Genomic DNA, 13,951 nt, shown 5'->3' with positions numbered 1-13,951 from the left:
TACGGCCGCCGATTCTGCGGCACACCCCGGGTCTTGCCGCAAGCCCCCATGGCCGCTATACGTTAGAAAGGGCAAGAAGAGAGATCTTCTTGCCCTTTCCACATGCGCCGCCGTGCGGGCGGGTCAGCGCTTGCGCGCCACCGCGCCGTGCGCGTCGATCGGCTTGTCGCTGGTGTCGTTGCGCCAGTGCGTGATGGGGCTCAGGCCCGGCTCGACCATGTCGAGCCCGTCGAAGATGCCGGTGAGCTCCTCGATCGAACGCAGGTAGTACGGCACCGCGCCGCTCTCCTGCAGCTGGTCGGCACCGTCGCTGACGGCCTGGCCGGTGTTGGTGCCGTCCCACAGCACCAGGTAGCTGCCCGGCGGCACGGCGCTCATCACACGCGACACGATCGAGCGCATCTCCTCCAGGTCGGCGATGTAGCCGAGCACGCCCATGAACATGACCGCGATCGGCCGGGTGAAGTCCAGCACGTTCGCGGCGTCGTCGAGGATCTGGTCGGGGTCGTGGTAGTCGCCGTCCACATAGGTGGTCACGCCTTCGGGCGTGGTGTTGCGCAGCAGGGCGCGGGCGTGCACGAGCACCAGGGGGTCGTTGTCGACGTACACGATGCGCGACCGGGGCGCCAGGCCCTGGGCGATCTCGTGGGTGTTCTGCATCGTGGGCAGGCCGGTGCCGATGTCGAGGAACTGGTCGATGCCCGCCTCGCCCGCCAGGTAGTGCACGGCGCGCTGCAGGAACAGCCTGGACTGCGCGGCCATCGTCACGATCTCTGGATACACCTGGGCGACCGCGTCACCTGCCACGCGGTCGGCCTCGAAGTTGTCCTTGCCGCCCATCCAGTAGTTCCACATCCTGGCGGCGTGCGGCACATCGGGTTTGATCTTGGCGGCGAGATCCCGGCGCGGGTTTTCGTCATCGACGGACATGTACTGACTCCTGGGGACGAGGAGCGTGGTGGATACGAAGATCGTAGCGCTTGCTTGGAAGCTTCCATACCGTGTTGCCGAGCCGAAAACCCCGTCAAAACCGCCCATGCGGACCGTACGGCGGCAGCGCCCTGTGCACCATTCGGACCGATAACGACCTCGGCGCCCGCCAGACGTGACGCTTGTCCAGCGGCCAGGCATAGGTCAGAGCGCCCTCGTGGATACAATCCAGCAGGCCCGGAGCGTCGAGCTCGGCGGCCGACCACGCGTAGAGCCGCTCCAGCCTCGGGGTGATCACGCCGTAGTCCAGCAGCCGCCCGAACCCGTGCTCGGCCCGCAGGAAGAAGCCGACGCCCGCCCGCAACGGGTACTCGTCGGGCAGCACGCGCGACAGATGCAGGAACAGACCGGTCATCCCGAGCCTCGGATCGCCGAGCAGCGGGGCGAGCGGGCGCAGCCATCCCAGCGAGATCCGGGGAGCCGCGACGAGCGCATGCGCGTACAGCACGCGGCACAGCACGACGTTCATGAAGAAGCGCTCGGCCTCGTTCTCCGCATCGGCCAGGTCGCGGTGCTCGAGGAAGGCGGCGACCACACTGCCGTTGTGCGCCCGGTACCAGGACACGGCGCTCGGGCGGCGGGCGAACGCCAGCCAGGACGCGGCCGTGCGCGAGGAGGCCGGGCCGGGCAGACCGGCGCTCAGCGCGACCGCCTCACAGCCGTCGCGCAGGATACGCTCGTTCACCGCACGCCACCACGGACTGCCTGACACCGGGTCCAGCAGTCCGCGCCGCACCTGCCAGCGCATGAACGACATCGCCGCCCGGCGGAACGGCAGATGCCGTGGCGCCCTGCCGAACGGGCCGCCGTAGCATCGCCGCATGAGGGCGATCCTGGCCGCCGGGTCGTCACGCACCGAGGCGATCCTGCGTTCCGCCCACGCGGCAGCCGTACCGTCGGGCGTCATGGGGTCATGATCGCACTGGCCCGAGTGGTCATGCGACGGCGAACTCCAGGGTCCGGCCCGCCAGGTCGGCCAGGAAGCCGTCGCGGTCGAAGGCGGCGGCGTCGGCCGGTACGCCGGGCGGAGGGCTGTGCATGAAGCTGAAGTGGCCGGCGCCCGGCACCACGCGTACCTCGACGTCGGCCGCCGGTGCGCTCTTGAGGTGCAGGGCCTGTTCCACGGGCGTGACCACGTCCTGGCCGCCCGCGAACACCAGCGCGGGCGCCGTCACCGCGTCCAGGGCGCCCGGCGCCGCGAACCACCCGGCGGCGGGCGCGTACAGGACCAGCCGCCGCACCCGCGGCTCACGCGCCACCTGCAGCGGGCCGTCCGGCCACCACGGCGTCGCACCGGCCAGGCACAGCGCCGCCCAGCCGCCGATCGAATGTCCCACCGCCACGACATCGGCGTACGGCGAGGCCCGGCGGCCGAGCGCCTCGACCAGGCCCAGCGGACGGGCGAGCAGGTCGGCGGCGGCCGGACTGCGCCCGTCGAACGGCGCGAAGCGTGGTGCGACGACCTGGCACCCGTGGTCGGCCAGGTGCTCGAGCAGGGGCAGGTAGCGCTCCGGGTCGCCACCCGCTCCGGCGGCGAAGAGCACGACGCGGTCCTGCCGTACGGGGCCGAGCGTCAACGCGTCCATCTCGCTCCTTGAACAGGTGGGCCCGGCCCCGGACGACGGCCAGGAGACCGACGCGTCCGTCTCGCTCCTTGGACAGGCCGGGGCGGCCAGCGTAGCGGGGGGTATTGCACCGTCGTATGGAAAGCTGGGACCTCCCGGCGCGCGTCCGGCGGTGGAGATTGGTAGCAGTCACTCCCTCGGGGCTGCTGAGAGGACCGGCCGCTGTGAAACGCGCATTCGGATCGGCTGTCATCGTGCTGGCGATCATGTCGTCGGCGCTCGCCGCGGTGCCCGCCTCGGCCGCACCGCCTCCCACGCCCGCGGCCTCCGCGCTCGCCTCGGCCCAGGCCGCGCTGACCGAACACGCCGAGCGGCTGCACACGGCCGACGGCGACGCCTACGCCCTGGCGAGCAGCGTCACCGGGCCGCAGGGCGTGCGCTACCTGGCCTACCGGCGCACGCATGCCGGGCTGCCGGTCCACGGCGGCGAGGTCGTCGTGGCCACCGACCAGGCCGGGCGCGTCGTCCACGAGGTCACGACCGGGCAGCGCGCGCCGATCTCGATCGGCGTCGAGCCGGTGGTGAGCGCCCGTGACGCGCTGGCCTCGGCGAAGGCCGAACTCGGCGCGGTCGAATCGGCCACCGCGCCGCAGGCCGTCGTGCACGTGAGCACCGGCGTGCCCAGGCTGGCCTGGGAGGTGCTGGTCGGCGGCCGGGCGAAGGCGGGCGGGCCGAGCCGCCTGCGTGTCTTCGTCGACGCCGTGACCGGTTCGATCTTCGACAGGGTGGAGGAGGTACGCCATCTCGAGGTCGAGGCCGACAGCAACCACAACGGCCGGGTGAAGATCGAGGTGACGCCCACCGCCGACGGGTACACCCTGGTCGACCCGACCCGTCCCGGCCTGCGATGCGGCGGCCCCGACGGCGTCCCCCTGACCTTCCCCCCGGCCTCCACCCACCACACCGCCTGCGTGGACGTGTTCTACGCGGTCCAGAAGCAGTGGGACATGATGCGCACGTGGCTCGGCCGCAGCGGCATCGACGGCCAGGGCCGCGCCTACCCCGCACGGGTTGGCCTCGACACCACCGCCTCGTACTGGAACGGCTCCTACGCCGCGTTCGGCCGCCAGGCCTCCGCCCTGTCCCTGCCCCTGACCGCGATGGACGTGGTCGCACACGAGTACGGCCACGCCGTCTTCCAGACGACTCCCGGCGGCACCGGCAGCGGCAACGAGGCGGGCGCCCTGAACGAGTCGACCGGCGACGTCTTCGGCGCGCTGACCGAGCACTACGCCGACAACGCCTACGACCGGCCCGACTACGAGGTCGGCGAGATGGTCGCGCCCACCGGGCAGGGACCGCTGCGCTACATGTACCACCCTTCGCGGCTCGGCCATCCGAACTGCTACAGCTCGGCCATACCCGGCACGGAGGTCCACGCGGGCGCCGGGGTGCAGAACCACTGGTTCTACCTGCTGGCCGAGGGAAGCGCGCCCGGCGGCGGCCGACCGGCGAGCCCCACCTGCGACGGCAGCACCCTGACCGGCATCGGCATCCAGAAGGCCGGGCAGATCTTCATGGCCGGGCTGAACACGAAGACCTCCCCGTGGAACCACGCCAAGGCCCGTTCGGCGACCGTACGGGCGGCCGGCTACCTCTTCCCGCAGGACTGCACGATCACGCGACGCGTCCAGGCGGCCTGGTCGGCGGTGAACGTGCCGATGCAGCCCGGCGAGCCGATCTGCGAGCCGTCGGCGTTCTCGCTGCGGCTGCGTCCGGTCGCGGGCAGCGCGCAGGCCGGGCAGTCGCTCACCACGACCGTCGAGACCGCGACCCTCGGGCCGGTCCCCGAGGACATCGTGCTGCGCGCCTCGGGCCTGCCCGCAGGCGTGACGGCCTCCTTCAGCCCTCCGACCGTCCGCACCGGCGCGTCCTCCACCCTGACCATCGCCCTCTCCCCCGCCGCCGCACCCGGCGTCCACACCGTCCAGGTGATCGGCGACGGCCTGACCGACGTCACCGCGCCCTACACGCTCACCGTGCTGCCCTCGATTCCCGCCTGGGCGCCGCATCAGAGGTACGCCAAGGGGGATCGGGTGACGTACGAAGGGGTGACGTACGTGTGCAGGCAGCCGCATACCTCGCAGCCGTGGTGGACGCCGCCCAACGTTCCTGCGTTGTGGGGGGCCAGGCCTGATCGGACGAACGGCGACGGCTTGCCGGGGTCGGGCGGCGGGCGGTAGGTCGCGTGGGCGTCATGCCGGTCCCGCCCGATCTCGACACGGGCGGGACCGACCTGGACGCGCCCGGTCCTGACGTCGGCGCGACCGGCTTGGTCCCGCCCGGGCCTCACGGCGGCGGGCCGGCCGGGGCTCGCCGGACGGCGTCGAGGTCGGCGAGCGTGGTCGTGTGGACCCGCGCGCCGCGTTCGCGTGCCTGATGACCGGCGCTCCAGTCCTCCAGCGGCGACACATCCCGACATCTTCCGCCTTCAGCAGAGCCCGGCGTCCAGCCGCTGTCAAGATCCTTGATCTTGGGACCCTGTTCATGCGGCGTCCGGCCGACGTTCAGATCTTCTGATCTATAAAGAGGGCGTCTTGTCCATTTGTGTTCGTTCAGGAGTTCTCAGATGCAACTAAGAAAACTCACAGCCGTCGCGCTCGCGGCAGGCGCACTCCTGCTCTGCGGTGTCCCCACGGCGTTCGCCGACACCGGTGCCAAGCCGTTGACGACAGTCGGCGGTGTCAAGCTTGACGAGAGTGCCATTGCCGACGGCTCGTTCGTCGTGGATTTCTCCGGGCCGGACGACTTGACCAACCTACGTTTCTGGCTTGACGGCGAATTCATCGGCGAGGACGCCGAAGCGCCGTACAGTTGGCCGATCATCACCGGACCCGGCGCCCACCGTTTCAAGGTGTTCGCCGACGACCACATCGGCAGGCAACGCCAGCAGGACGAGGTCGACTTCTTCGTCACCTCGGCCGACGCCGGAGCAGGGCGGACCTATGAGGCCATCGCCGCCGTGCCCGACGTGATCGCCGAGACCGTGCCCGGCGCGGCCAAGCTGGCGGGCGACTCCCTGGCCGACGGCGTCACACTGGCGGCGCGGAAACCGGCCGTCGAGACCGGGCCCCCCGCGCCGGATGCGCCCACGGTCACCGTCGACCCGGCCGCACCGCTCGAACTCAAGGTGTCGGTGCCCACCGCCACCACCCCGCTGACCACCGGCGACTTCGACTCGGTCGGCATCGCGGCGGGCCCGACCGACGTCGGCTCCGTCCAGGCCGCGGTCCAGTCCGTGGCGGGCGGCGCGCGCCTGCTCACAGTCGCCAAGGACGCCTCCGCCCCCACCTCGACCGCGTTCGACCTCACCCTGCCCCCGGGCGCGAAGCTCCAGCCCGTTCCCGCCGCCGAGACCGGCAACACCGCGGCGGGCGGATATGTCATCACGATCGGCGACACCGTCGTCGGCCAGGTCTTCACGCCGTGGGCCAAGGACGCCACCGGCAGGGACCTGCCCACCTCCTACTCCCTGACCGGCAACCGCATCACCCAGACGGTCGACCACACCGGCGCGGTCTTCCCCGTCGTCGCCGACCCCCGCGTCTCCTTCGGCTGGAGCGTCTACGTCACCTGGAACAGGTCGGAGGTCTGGAACTACCGCCACAGCATCACCTACGTCCAGGGCCTGGCCGCCACCTGCGCCGCCATCCCGAACGCGGCGATCAAGGTCGCCTGCGGCCTGCTCGCCTACTACCAGGCGACCAAGCTGAGGAACGTCTGGTCCTACGCGGCGGCCAACAACCGCTGCGTGGAGTTCTCCATCTCCTACCCGGCCATGGGCAGCCCCATCACCGCCGCCCTGTCGATGGGCATCAAGCACACCAACTGCTAGCCCGGTAGGACCTGACCCCCGAAGCCGGTACGGCCCGGCCGGGGCACGGCGCGCGGTCGCGGGGCGAGAGCCTCGCCGCCGCGCGCCTCCTGCTCAGGGGGCGGGCGGCACCCGATCATCCCGGCCGTGTCCCGTTCAGCGCGGTCGGCTGAGGGCGGCCTCGGCCAGGTCGGTCCACTGCTCGACCGAGGCGTGCGGCACGACCACCCAGTCGCGCATCCGCCTGCCCGCCCCCGACGGGTCGAACAGCGAGGCCCCCGGCAGCCCGAGCGCGGCGGCATGCTCGGGCGTGTCCCTGACCAGCCGGAACACCATCGAGCCGTCATGCCACAGGCTCGCGAACACCTTGCCCGCCCGGTCCTTCAGCGCCGGACTGCCCATCATCCGCGAGGTCCGAACCCCCAGGTCGGCCAGCTCCGCGCCCACCTGCCGGAAATCGTCTTCCGCACTCATCCTCGCCCCTGCCCCCGACTGCACGATGCCCTCCCGCCGGTACGCCGATCAGGGTAGCCGCAGCAGCCGTACCCGATCAACGCGAGGCCCGCCCTCCCCCGCCGAGGGGAGAACGATCACCCCGGCAAGGGAGGTACGGCCGCCGGACATCGACGAGGGTAGGTCCCATGGCGACCACGCCGACCCATCCGACGCCCGGCCCCGGCCGGACCGAGCGCCCCGTCCCGAGATGGGCGAACCTCACCGCCCACGCCATCCCTTTGGCGAACACGTGCATCGCACTCGGCCTGGCGTGGGGCCCCCTGGTCCTCACCCTGACCTACGCCTACGCCGTACGCCGCCGGACCGGCACCTGACCGGGACGGTCATCCTCCACGCCTGGCCCGCCTGATCGCGGCGGCGGGGAACGGCGTCCGCCTGCTCTCGCCGACCAGGCGGCGATGGAAGTCGTTCAGGACGACGACCGCCCGAGCGTGCCGCTCGACGATCGCACCGATCTCCGGCGCGACGTCGCCGAGCCGTCGTTCTCCCGCGGCCCGGTCGCGCAGGAAGTCCGGCCGGTCGCCGAGGACGTGGTGCAGCAGGTGAGCCGCCGTGTAGCAGTGGTCGTAGTCCAGATGCGCGACCAGGAACTCCGCCTCGGCCGTACCGAGCTCGAACGCCGTACTGAGTGCGAGCCCGAAGTCGGCGAAGTACAGCAGGCGCCCGTCGGTCAGGATGTTGCCGAAATGCGCGTCGAAGTGAACCAGCCCACGCGAACGCAGGAAAGCGGTCCCACGCGCCAGCCCCTCCTCCGCCCACAGGCAGGACGCCACCCCCGGTGATCCGGCCAGCCAGGCGGCCAGGGTCTGCGGCACGTGCTCCAGGAAGAGCACCAGGCTCGACGTCGAGCGACCGATGGCCTCCAGCCGCTCCCGCACGGCCGGGGAACCCTCCCAGTGCGCGACCGCCCCGTCGATGCCGCCGAACTCGTCGGCGAACCCGGTGGGCGGCGTGTCGGGCAGGACCCGCCAGTGGTACATCAGCGGAAAGCCCGCGTACTGCCCGGTGCGCACCCATCTGGTCGTCATGACGTGTGCGGCCAGCTCACGCCAGGCCCCGAACCCGGCCGACCCCACCCCGTACTGGTAGAACAGCGGCAGCCCGAAGATGTTCGCCGTCGAGCCCACGTTCTCCGGTCGCGACTCGACGGCGGTCAGCGCGATCCGTTTCACGAAGACCCGCCTCCCGGCGACCTCCATCTCGGCCGGCCTGCCGCCGATCCCAGCCGAGCGAACGTCGGCGTGTCCCACCATCTGCGCGAGCCGCCGGTCGCCCAGCATCGCCAGCCGCGCCGAGACCGCCGCGTAGGCGGCAAGACGCGAGTCCGAACCGGTCCTCACGAGCGCCCGCCCATCCCCCGCTGGATCACCGTCCGGCCGACCCGGACTCCGCACACCAGACAGGTAGGAATTGTGCGACACGATACGCCTAGCCTACGTATGCACGGGTGATCTACCGTCGTCCTCGTGATCGACGCCGGGGAACTGCTGGGCAGGGACGAAGAGCGACGGCGGCTGACGTCGCTGCTCGGGCATGCGCGTAACGGGCGGGGCGGTGCGCTGCTCGTCACGGGGGAACCCGGAATCGGCAAGACGGCGCTGCTGCACAGGGTCACGGCGCAGGCGGCGGGGCTGTCGCCGCTGCATCTGGACGGGGTCGAGTCCGAGAGCACACTGCCTTTCGCCGCCATCCAGCGGCTGATCATCCCGCTCGGCGAGCTGATGCCCGCACTGCCCGGACGTCAGAGCCAGGCCATCCGGGTCGCGTCCGGCCTGGCCGAAGGCCCGGCGCCCGACCGGTTCCTCGTCGGCATGGGCGTACTCGGCCTGCTGACCTCGGCGGCGGCCACCACGCCCGTGGTGTGTGTGGTGGACGACGCGCACCTGCTCGACCCGGAGAGCCTGGACGTCATGGCGTTCGTGGCCAGGCGGCTCGCCGTCGAACCGGTGGCGATCCTGTTCGCCGCCAGGGACGAGCAGGAGATCGCCGCACGGATGGGCGGCGTGCCCGAACTGGCCCTGACCGGACTCAACCAGGAACCGGCGACCGCCCTGCTGCGCCGATCGCTCGGCGCCCCCATCGACCCGGCGGCGGCGGCCTCGATCGCCCGCGCGACCGGCGGGAACCCGCTGGCGCTCATCGACCTGGCCGAGGACCTGTCGGCCCAGGAGCTCGGCGGGCTCGGCCTGGGCGCCGACCCCATCCCGGTGGGCCGCCACCTGGAGGAACACTACGTACGGCAGGCCAGGCGCGCCGACGCCCAGGTCCAGCAGTGGGTCCTGCTCGCCGCCACCGACACCAGCGCCAGCCTCGATCTCGTCACCGAGGCCGGGCAGGCGCTGGACCTGAGCAAGGAGGTCGCCGACCGGGCCGAGATCGCGGGACTGGTCGAGCTGCGCGAGTCGATCCGCTTCCGGCACCCGCTGGTGCGATCGGCCATCTACAACGCCGCGTCCGGAGCCGACCGCCGACGCGTACACCGTGCGCTGGCCGCCGCCGCCGACCGGCTCGGCATGGTCGAGCTGGAGGCGTGGCACTCGGCCAGGGCCACACTCGGCACCGACGCGCAGGTCGCCGACCGCCTTGAGCACACCGCCGACCTGGCCGCACGCCGAGGCGGCCTGGCCTCACGCGCGAGCATCCTGACCAGGGCCGCCGAGCTGACCCCGCCGGGCGCGCACAAGGCCTCGCGGCTGGTGGGAGCAGCCGAGGCGGCGCTCGCGGTGGGCGCGGCCCATGTCGCGCACGAGCTGCTGGCCAGGATCGACCCGGACGCCGTCGACCGCGTCGAGCGCGGGCGCATGATCGTGGTCAGGTGCGCGCTCGGCATGTTCACAGCCGACCCGGCGGTGCTGCTGCCCGCCGCCGCCGAGCTGGTACGCGCCGCCGACGACTTCCGCGGCGTCGACGGCGAACGCGAGCAGCGTGCCGTCACCCAGGCCTTCATCGCCTGTACGGTGGCCGACCGGTTCATGCAAGGGGTGTCCCTGCCGGAGGTCGGCAGGCGGCTGGAGAGCGCCGCGCGTTCGGCCGAGGGCAGCGGCGCGACGGTGCTCGCCGGTCTCGCGGCCCTCGTCCTGGACCCGTACGCGCAGGCCGTGCCCAAGGCCAGGGCCGCCTTCGACGCGCTGCTCGACCTGCCCGACGACGAGATGATGCACATGTCCTCCTCGATCGCGGCCCTGGCCACGTTCCTGTGGGACGAGTCGGGGCGCAGGGCGGCGCTGACCAGGGCCTCGGCCGCCGCCCGTGAGGCCGGTGCGCTGCAGGCGCTCGACGCCCTGCTCTGGACCACCTCGCTGGCCGAGCTCACCGGCGGCACCGTCCTGCGCGCCGAAGAGGCCATGGCCCAGGTACGCGAGGTACGGCTGGCGATGGGCTACGACTCCGAGAACGTCATCAACGCCGCCCTCATGGCCTGGACCGGCGCGCCCGGCCATGTCGTCCTGGCCATCGCCGACGGCGCACGCGCGGTGGGGTTCGGCGGGGTCACCGCCTCGGCCGTCGCCGCCCTGGCCCTGCGCGACGTCGCCGAAGGCGCCTACCGTGACGCCTACGAGCGGCTCAAGCCGTATGTCGAGGACCCGTTCCTCCAGGTCACACCGACGCAGTACGCCGACTTCGCCGAGGCCGCCGCCCGCAGCGGGCACCCGCGTGCGGCCGACCCCGTCCGCGCGTTGTTGGAAGGGTTCGCCGAGGCCAACGGATCGGCGTGGTGCCGCGGCGTGGCCACCCGGGTGCGGGCGCTGACCAGCCTGGACACCGAGGCCGAGCCGTACTTCACGGCCTCGGTGGAGGCGCTGAGCGCGACGAGCGCGGAGATCGACCTGGCGCGTACCCATCTGGTGTACGGCGAGTGGCTGCGGCGGATGCGGCGCCGTCGTGACGCCGGTGAGCAGCTGAAGCTGGCGATACGGCACTTCGAGCACAGCGGCGCCCGGATGTTCCTGCCCAGGGCCCATGCCGAGCTGGAGGCCGTCGGCGGCAGGCCGGCCGCCTCCGACGAGCAGGGCAGGCTCGACCTGACCGCCCAGGAGCTGACCGTCGCCAGGCTCGCCGCCGCGGGGCACACCAATCCCGAGATCGCGGCCAATCTGTTCATCAGTGCGAACACCGTCGACTACCACCTGCGCAAGGTCTTCCAGAAGCTCGGCCTGTCCTCGCGCCGCCAGCTCGCCGACCGGCTCAAGGCCGCCGAGCACTGACGGACCACGTGCTTCACGTGGTCCGCGTGCCGTACCCGGCGGACATGCTCGATTCCATACTCATCGAGCACCGGGAGGCCCGCGATGCCGTACGTCACAGCCGACGACGGAACACAGATCTTCTACACCGACTGGGGCGGCGGCGGCACGCCGGTCCTGCTGAGCCACGGCTGGCCGCTCAACTCCGACGCCTGGGAGGCCGCCGCGCTCTTCCTGGCCACGCACGGGCACCGGGTGATCGCCCACGACCGCCGTGGCCACGGCCGTTCCGGGAGAAGCTGGCACGGCAACGAGATGGACACCTACGCCGACGACCTGGCCTGCCTGATCGAGCACCTCGACCTGCGCGAGCTCACCCTGGTCGGCCACTCCACCGGCGGCGGCGAGGTCGTACGCTATCTCGGCAGGCACGGCAGCGCCCGCGTGGCCAGGGCGGTGCTCGTCAGCGCGGTGCCGCCGCTGATGCTGCGCACCGAGGACAACCCGGCCGGACTGCCGCCCGAGACGTTCGACGCGATCCGCTCGGGCGAGGCGGCCAACCGCTCCCAGCTCTACCGCGACCTGGCCGACGGCCCCTTCTTCGGGCACAACCGCCGTCAGGACGTCGCACAGGGCTTTCGGGACGCGTTCTGGTTGCAGAGCATGGCCTGCGGGCATCGTGCCGCCTATGAGTGCATCGCCGCCTTCTCCGCCACCGATTTCCGGCCGGACCTCGCCAAGATCGACATTCCGGTCCTGGTCCTGCACGGCGACGACGACCAGATCGTGCCGTTCGAGGTCGGCGGCGAACGGTCGGCCGCCCTCATCGACGGCGCCGTGCTGAAGGTCTACGAAGGCAGCGGCCACGCCCTGCCCGACACCGACCGCGACCGCCTGCACGCCGACCTGCTCGCCTTCATCGACGCCTGACCCACCACCGCCAGGAGCATGCCATGAACGACGTCCAACGCCCCGACACCATCGTCCTGGTCCACGGCCTGTGGGTCACGCCGCGCAGCTGGGAGGCGTGGGTGGCGCACTACGAGGCCAAGGGCTTCACCGTGCTCGCCCCCGCCTACCCCGGCTTCGAGATCGAGGTCGAGGCGCTGCGCGACAAGCCCGAGCTCATCGCCGAACTGACCGTTCCCGAGACGGTCGCGCACCTGGCCGCCGTGGTGGAGTCCGCGCCGACTCCGCCGATCATCATCGGCCACTCCTTCGGCGGCACCCTCACCCAGCTCCTGCTCGCCAAGGGGCTCGGCGCGGCCGGGGTCGTCATCGACTCCGCGCCCACCGAAGGGGTCAGGGTCAACCCGATCTCCCAGGCCCGTTCGCTCTTCCCCGCCCTGAAGAACCCCGCCAACCGGCACCGGGCGGTCGCCTTCACGCCGGAGGAGTTCCACTACGCCTTCACCAACACACTGACCGAGGAGGAGTCGCTCAAGGTCTGGGAGCGCTACGCGATCGCGGCGCCCGGCCACTGGGTGTGGGAGTACGGCCTGTTCGCCAACTTCAAGCCCGGCCACCAGGACACGTGGGTCGACTACTCCGCCGACCGCGCCCCCCTGCTGTTCATCGCCGGGGAGAAGGACCACATCATGCCCCCGTCGGTCAACCGCTCGAACGCCAAGCACTACCACGCCTCCCCCGCCCGCACCGACTACCACGAGTTCCCCGGCCGCGACCACTGGACCTGCGGCGCCCCCGGCTGGGAGGCCGTCGCCGACCACGCCCTGGACTGGGCCCTGGAACACGCGGCACCCCTGCGCCACGCGGGGGGAACGGTCTGACGTCCACGCTGCGCGGGGTTCGTGGTCTCACCAGGCGCTGATCGCCTCCCCTTCACGAGAGACCGTGAGGGGGAGGCGGCGTGGGAGCGCCGCCTCTGGCCTGCCCCTCCCCCGGAGCACCGGTAGGCCCGTGCCGGAGTCGAGGACGAGGCGGTTGCCCAGGGGGCGGGTGAGGGTGACGGTCGTGGTGGCGGACTTGAGGATGGCCGGGCAGACCTCGCCGCTCGGGGTGCGGCCTTCGTCGACGTCGACGACGACCACGTGGTCGTTCTCGTAGGAGCGGGCGCCGTGGACGGTGTCGCAGGCGCCGTACCCGTAGCGCAGGAGGAGGGCGTGCGGTCTGCCGGGGACGAGGTCGTAGGCGTACACCTCTTCCGTCTCGCCCTTGGCCTGCCGGGGGCGGGGGGTGACGGCCGAGGGGGCGAGCGCGATGTGGGCGATCCGCTGGTCGACGCCCTTGACGGTGAACAGCCAGGCGGGCACGCGTACCCGGCCTCGGCTGGTCTCCAGGGGGACCTCGCCCAGGTGGGCGGCGCTCACGTCGAGCGGGCGGCAGCCTCCGGCGGGGCACGGCTCCTCGATGAGGGCCGCCGGTGGGCTGAAGGCGGCGTACGCGCTCGACGCCGTGACGAGCGGGACCCGCATGACCCCGCCGTCGGGGAAGCGCACGGCGGCCGGGGCCGGGGAGGCGGTGGGGAGGGGGGCGGCCAGGCGCCAGGCGCCGTTGTGCGCGCTGGTGCCCACCCAGGCGGGCAGGCCGTGCGTGGACGTCCTGAGGCTGCCCAAGGCGACGAGGCCGTGGCGCCAGGCCAGGTCGCCGGGCGAGCCGTGCCAGCGGTCGGCGACCTCGACGGCACGCCGTTCGAACTCCTCGGGCGAGAGGCGGAAGGGGGACGGGCCGGGCAGGGCGCAGGAGGTCAGCAGGAGCGTCAGACCGGCGAGCCATCTGTGCATGCGCCCCAACTCCCCTGTCCCGGAGGTCATGGCCTTCCATGCTCGCAAAGCGCGGTCCGGGCCGCAGGCGATGGCGCG

The 13,951-nt window shown here is 72.1% G+C and carries 13 protein-coding genes; 6 read left to right on the top strand and 7 right to left on the bottom strand.

Translation table 11 applies throughout. The features are described from left to right. Positions 1-123 precede the first annotated feature (123 nt). The 3 genes from ACTWNK_RS21100 to ACTWNK_RS21090 all read right to left on the bottom strand — a co-directional run bounded on the left by ACTWNK_RS21100 (position 124) and on the right by ACTWNK_RS21090 (position 2,576). On the bottom strand, positions 124-930 hold the full coding sequence (locus ACTWNK_RS21100) for an SAM-dependent methyltransferase (RefSeq protein ID WP_474306109.1): 807 nt from the start codon (positions 928-930) through the stop codon (positions 124-126). Positions 931-1,024: 94 nt separating this feature from the next. Then, entirely contained in the window at positions 1,025-1,897 is an 873-nt protein-coding gene (locus tag ACTWNK_RS21095) for a hypothetical protein (RefSeq protein WP_474306108.1), read from the bottom strand. Between the two features lie 28 nt (positions 1,898-1,925). Then, entirely contained in the window at positions 1,926-2,576 is a 651-nt protein-coding gene (locus ACTWNK_RS21090) for an alpha/beta hydrolase family protein (protein ID WP_474306107.1), read from the bottom strand. 203 nt (positions 2,577-2,779) lie between these two features. On the opposite strand from ACTWNK_RS21090, the gene ACTWNK_RS21085 reads away from it, so the two are divergent. Next, positions 2,780-4,798, top strand: a complete 2,019-nt coding sequence (locus ACTWNK_RS21085; RefSeq protein ID WP_474306106.1) for a M4 family metallopeptidase — start codon at positions 2,780-2,782, stop codon at positions 4,796-4,798. A gap of 106 nt (positions 4,799-4,904) precedes the next feature. On the opposite strand, the gene ACTWNK_RS21080 is transcribed toward ACTWNK_RS21085, so the two are convergent. Further along, positions 4,905-5,027 (bottom strand): hypothetical protein, encoded by a 123-nt coding sequence (locus ACTWNK_RS21080; protein ID WP_474306105.1) that lies wholly within the window; start codon positions 5,025-5,027, stop codon positions 4,905-4,907. Positions 5,028-5,184: 157 nt separating this feature from the next. Here ACTWNK_RS21080 and ACTWNK_RS21075 point away from each other — a divergent pair, with 157 nt between their 5' ends. Further along, positions 5,185-6,450, top strand: a complete 1,266-nt coding sequence (locus ACTWNK_RS21075; protein WP_474306104.1) for a hypothetical protein — start codon at positions 5,185-5,187, stop codon at positions 6,448-6,450. A gap of 135 nt (positions 6,451-6,585) precedes the next feature. Here ACTWNK_RS21075 and ACTWNK_RS21070 read toward each other — a convergent pair whose 3' ends face one another. Continuing rightward, positions 6,586-6,903, bottom strand: coding sequence for a hypothetical protein (locus tag ACTWNK_RS21070; protein ID WP_474306103.1), 318 nt, complete (start codon positions 6,901-6,903; stop codon positions 6,586-6,588). A 167-nt stretch (positions 6,904-7,070) separates the two neighbouring features. Here ACTWNK_RS21070 and ACTWNK_RS21065 point away from each other — a divergent pair, with 167 nt between their 5' ends. Continuing rightward, positions 7,071-7,259 carry a hypothetical protein gene (locus ACTWNK_RS21065; RefSeq protein ID WP_474306102.1) on the top strand — a complete coding sequence of 63 codons (189 nt, stop codon included), beginning with the start codon at positions 7,071-7,073 and terminating at the stop codon, positions 7,257-7,259. Positions 7,260-7,268: 9 nt separating this feature from the next. Here the strand turns inward: ACTWNK_RS21065 and ACTWNK_RS21060 are convergent, their stop codons facing one another. Next, positions 7,269-8,285, bottom strand: a complete 1,017-nt coding sequence (locus ACTWNK_RS21060) for a protein kinase family protein (RefSeq protein WP_474306101.1) — start codon at positions 8,283-8,285, stop codon at positions 7,269-7,271. 126 nt (positions 8,286-8,411) lie between these two features. On the opposite strand from ACTWNK_RS21060, the gene ACTWNK_RS21055 reads away from it, so the two are divergent. The 3 genes from ACTWNK_RS21055 (at position 8,412) to ACTWNK_RS21045 (ending at position 12,919) form a co-directional block, all read left to right on the top strand. Then, entirely contained in the window at positions 8,412-11,150 is a 2,739-nt protein-coding gene (locus tag ACTWNK_RS21055; protein ID WP_474306100.1) for a helix-turn-helix transcriptional regulator, read from the top strand. Between the two features lie 84 nt (positions 11,151-11,234). Further along, positions 11,235-12,059, top strand: coding sequence for an alpha/beta fold hydrolase (locus tag ACTWNK_RS21050; RefSeq protein ID WP_474306099.1), 825 nt, complete (start codon positions 11,235-11,237; stop codon positions 12,057-12,059). 23 nt (positions 12,060-12,082) lie between these two features. Continuing rightward, positions 12,083-12,919 carry an alpha/beta hydrolase gene (locus ACTWNK_RS21045; protein ID WP_474306098.1) on the top strand — a complete coding sequence of 279 codons (837 nt, stop codon included), beginning with the start codon at positions 12,083-12,085 and terminating at the stop codon, positions 12,917-12,919. A gap of 27 nt (positions 12,920-12,946) precedes the next feature. Here ACTWNK_RS21045 and ACTWNK_RS21040 read toward each other — a convergent pair whose 3' ends face one another. Further along, the gene (locus ACTWNK_RS21040) at positions 12,947-13,873 is read right to left on the bottom strand and encodes a hypothetical protein (RefSeq protein ID WP_474306097.1); all 927 of its coding nucleotides are present in this window, start codon (positions 13,871-13,873) and stop codon (positions 12,947-12,949) included. Positions 13,874-13,951: the final 78 nt, after the last annotated feature.

It is taken from the genome of Nonomuraea sp. IBHARD001, from assembly GCF_056106265.1.
The sequence above is the reverse complement of the archived record's forward strand: the minus strand, read 5'-3'. Positions and strand labels throughout refer to the sequence as shown.

Coding starts and splice junctions, on each gene's coding strand:
- ACTWNK_RS21100 (WP_474306109.1), bottom strand. CDS start 930: ATGTCCGTCGATGACGAAAACCCGCGCCGGGATCTCGCCGCCAAGATC.
- ACTWNK_RS21095 (WP_474306108.1), bottom strand. CDS start 1,897: ATGACGCCCGACGGTACGGCTGCCGCGTGGGCGGAACGCAGGATCGCC.
- ACTWNK_RS21090 (WP_474306107.1), bottom strand. CDS start 2,576: ATGGACGCGTTGACGCTCGGCCCCGTACGGCAGGACCGCGTCGTGCTC.
- ACTWNK_RS21075 (WP_474306104.1), top strand. CDS start 5,185: ATGCAACTAAGAAAACTCACAGCCGTCGCGCTCGCGGCAGGCGCACTC.
- ACTWNK_RS21070 (WP_474306103.1), bottom strand. CDS start 6,903: ATGAGTGCGGAAGACGATTTCCGGCAGGTGGGCGCGGAGCTGGCCGAC.
- ACTWNK_RS21065 (WP_474306102.1), top strand. CDS start 7,071: ATGGCGACCACGCCGACCCATCCGACGCCCGGCCCCGGCCGGACCGAG.
- ACTWNK_RS21050 (WP_474306099.1), top strand. CDS start 11,235: ATGCCGTACGTCACAGCCGACGACGGAACACAGATCTTCTACACCGAC.
- ACTWNK_RS21045 (WP_474306098.1), top strand. CDS start 12,083: ATGAACGACGTCCAACGCCCCGACACCATCGTCCTGGTCCACGGCCTG.
- ACTWNK_RS21040 (WP_474306097.1), bottom strand. CDS start 13,873: ATGCACAGATGGCTCGCCGGTCTGACGCTCCTGCTGACCTCCTGCGCC.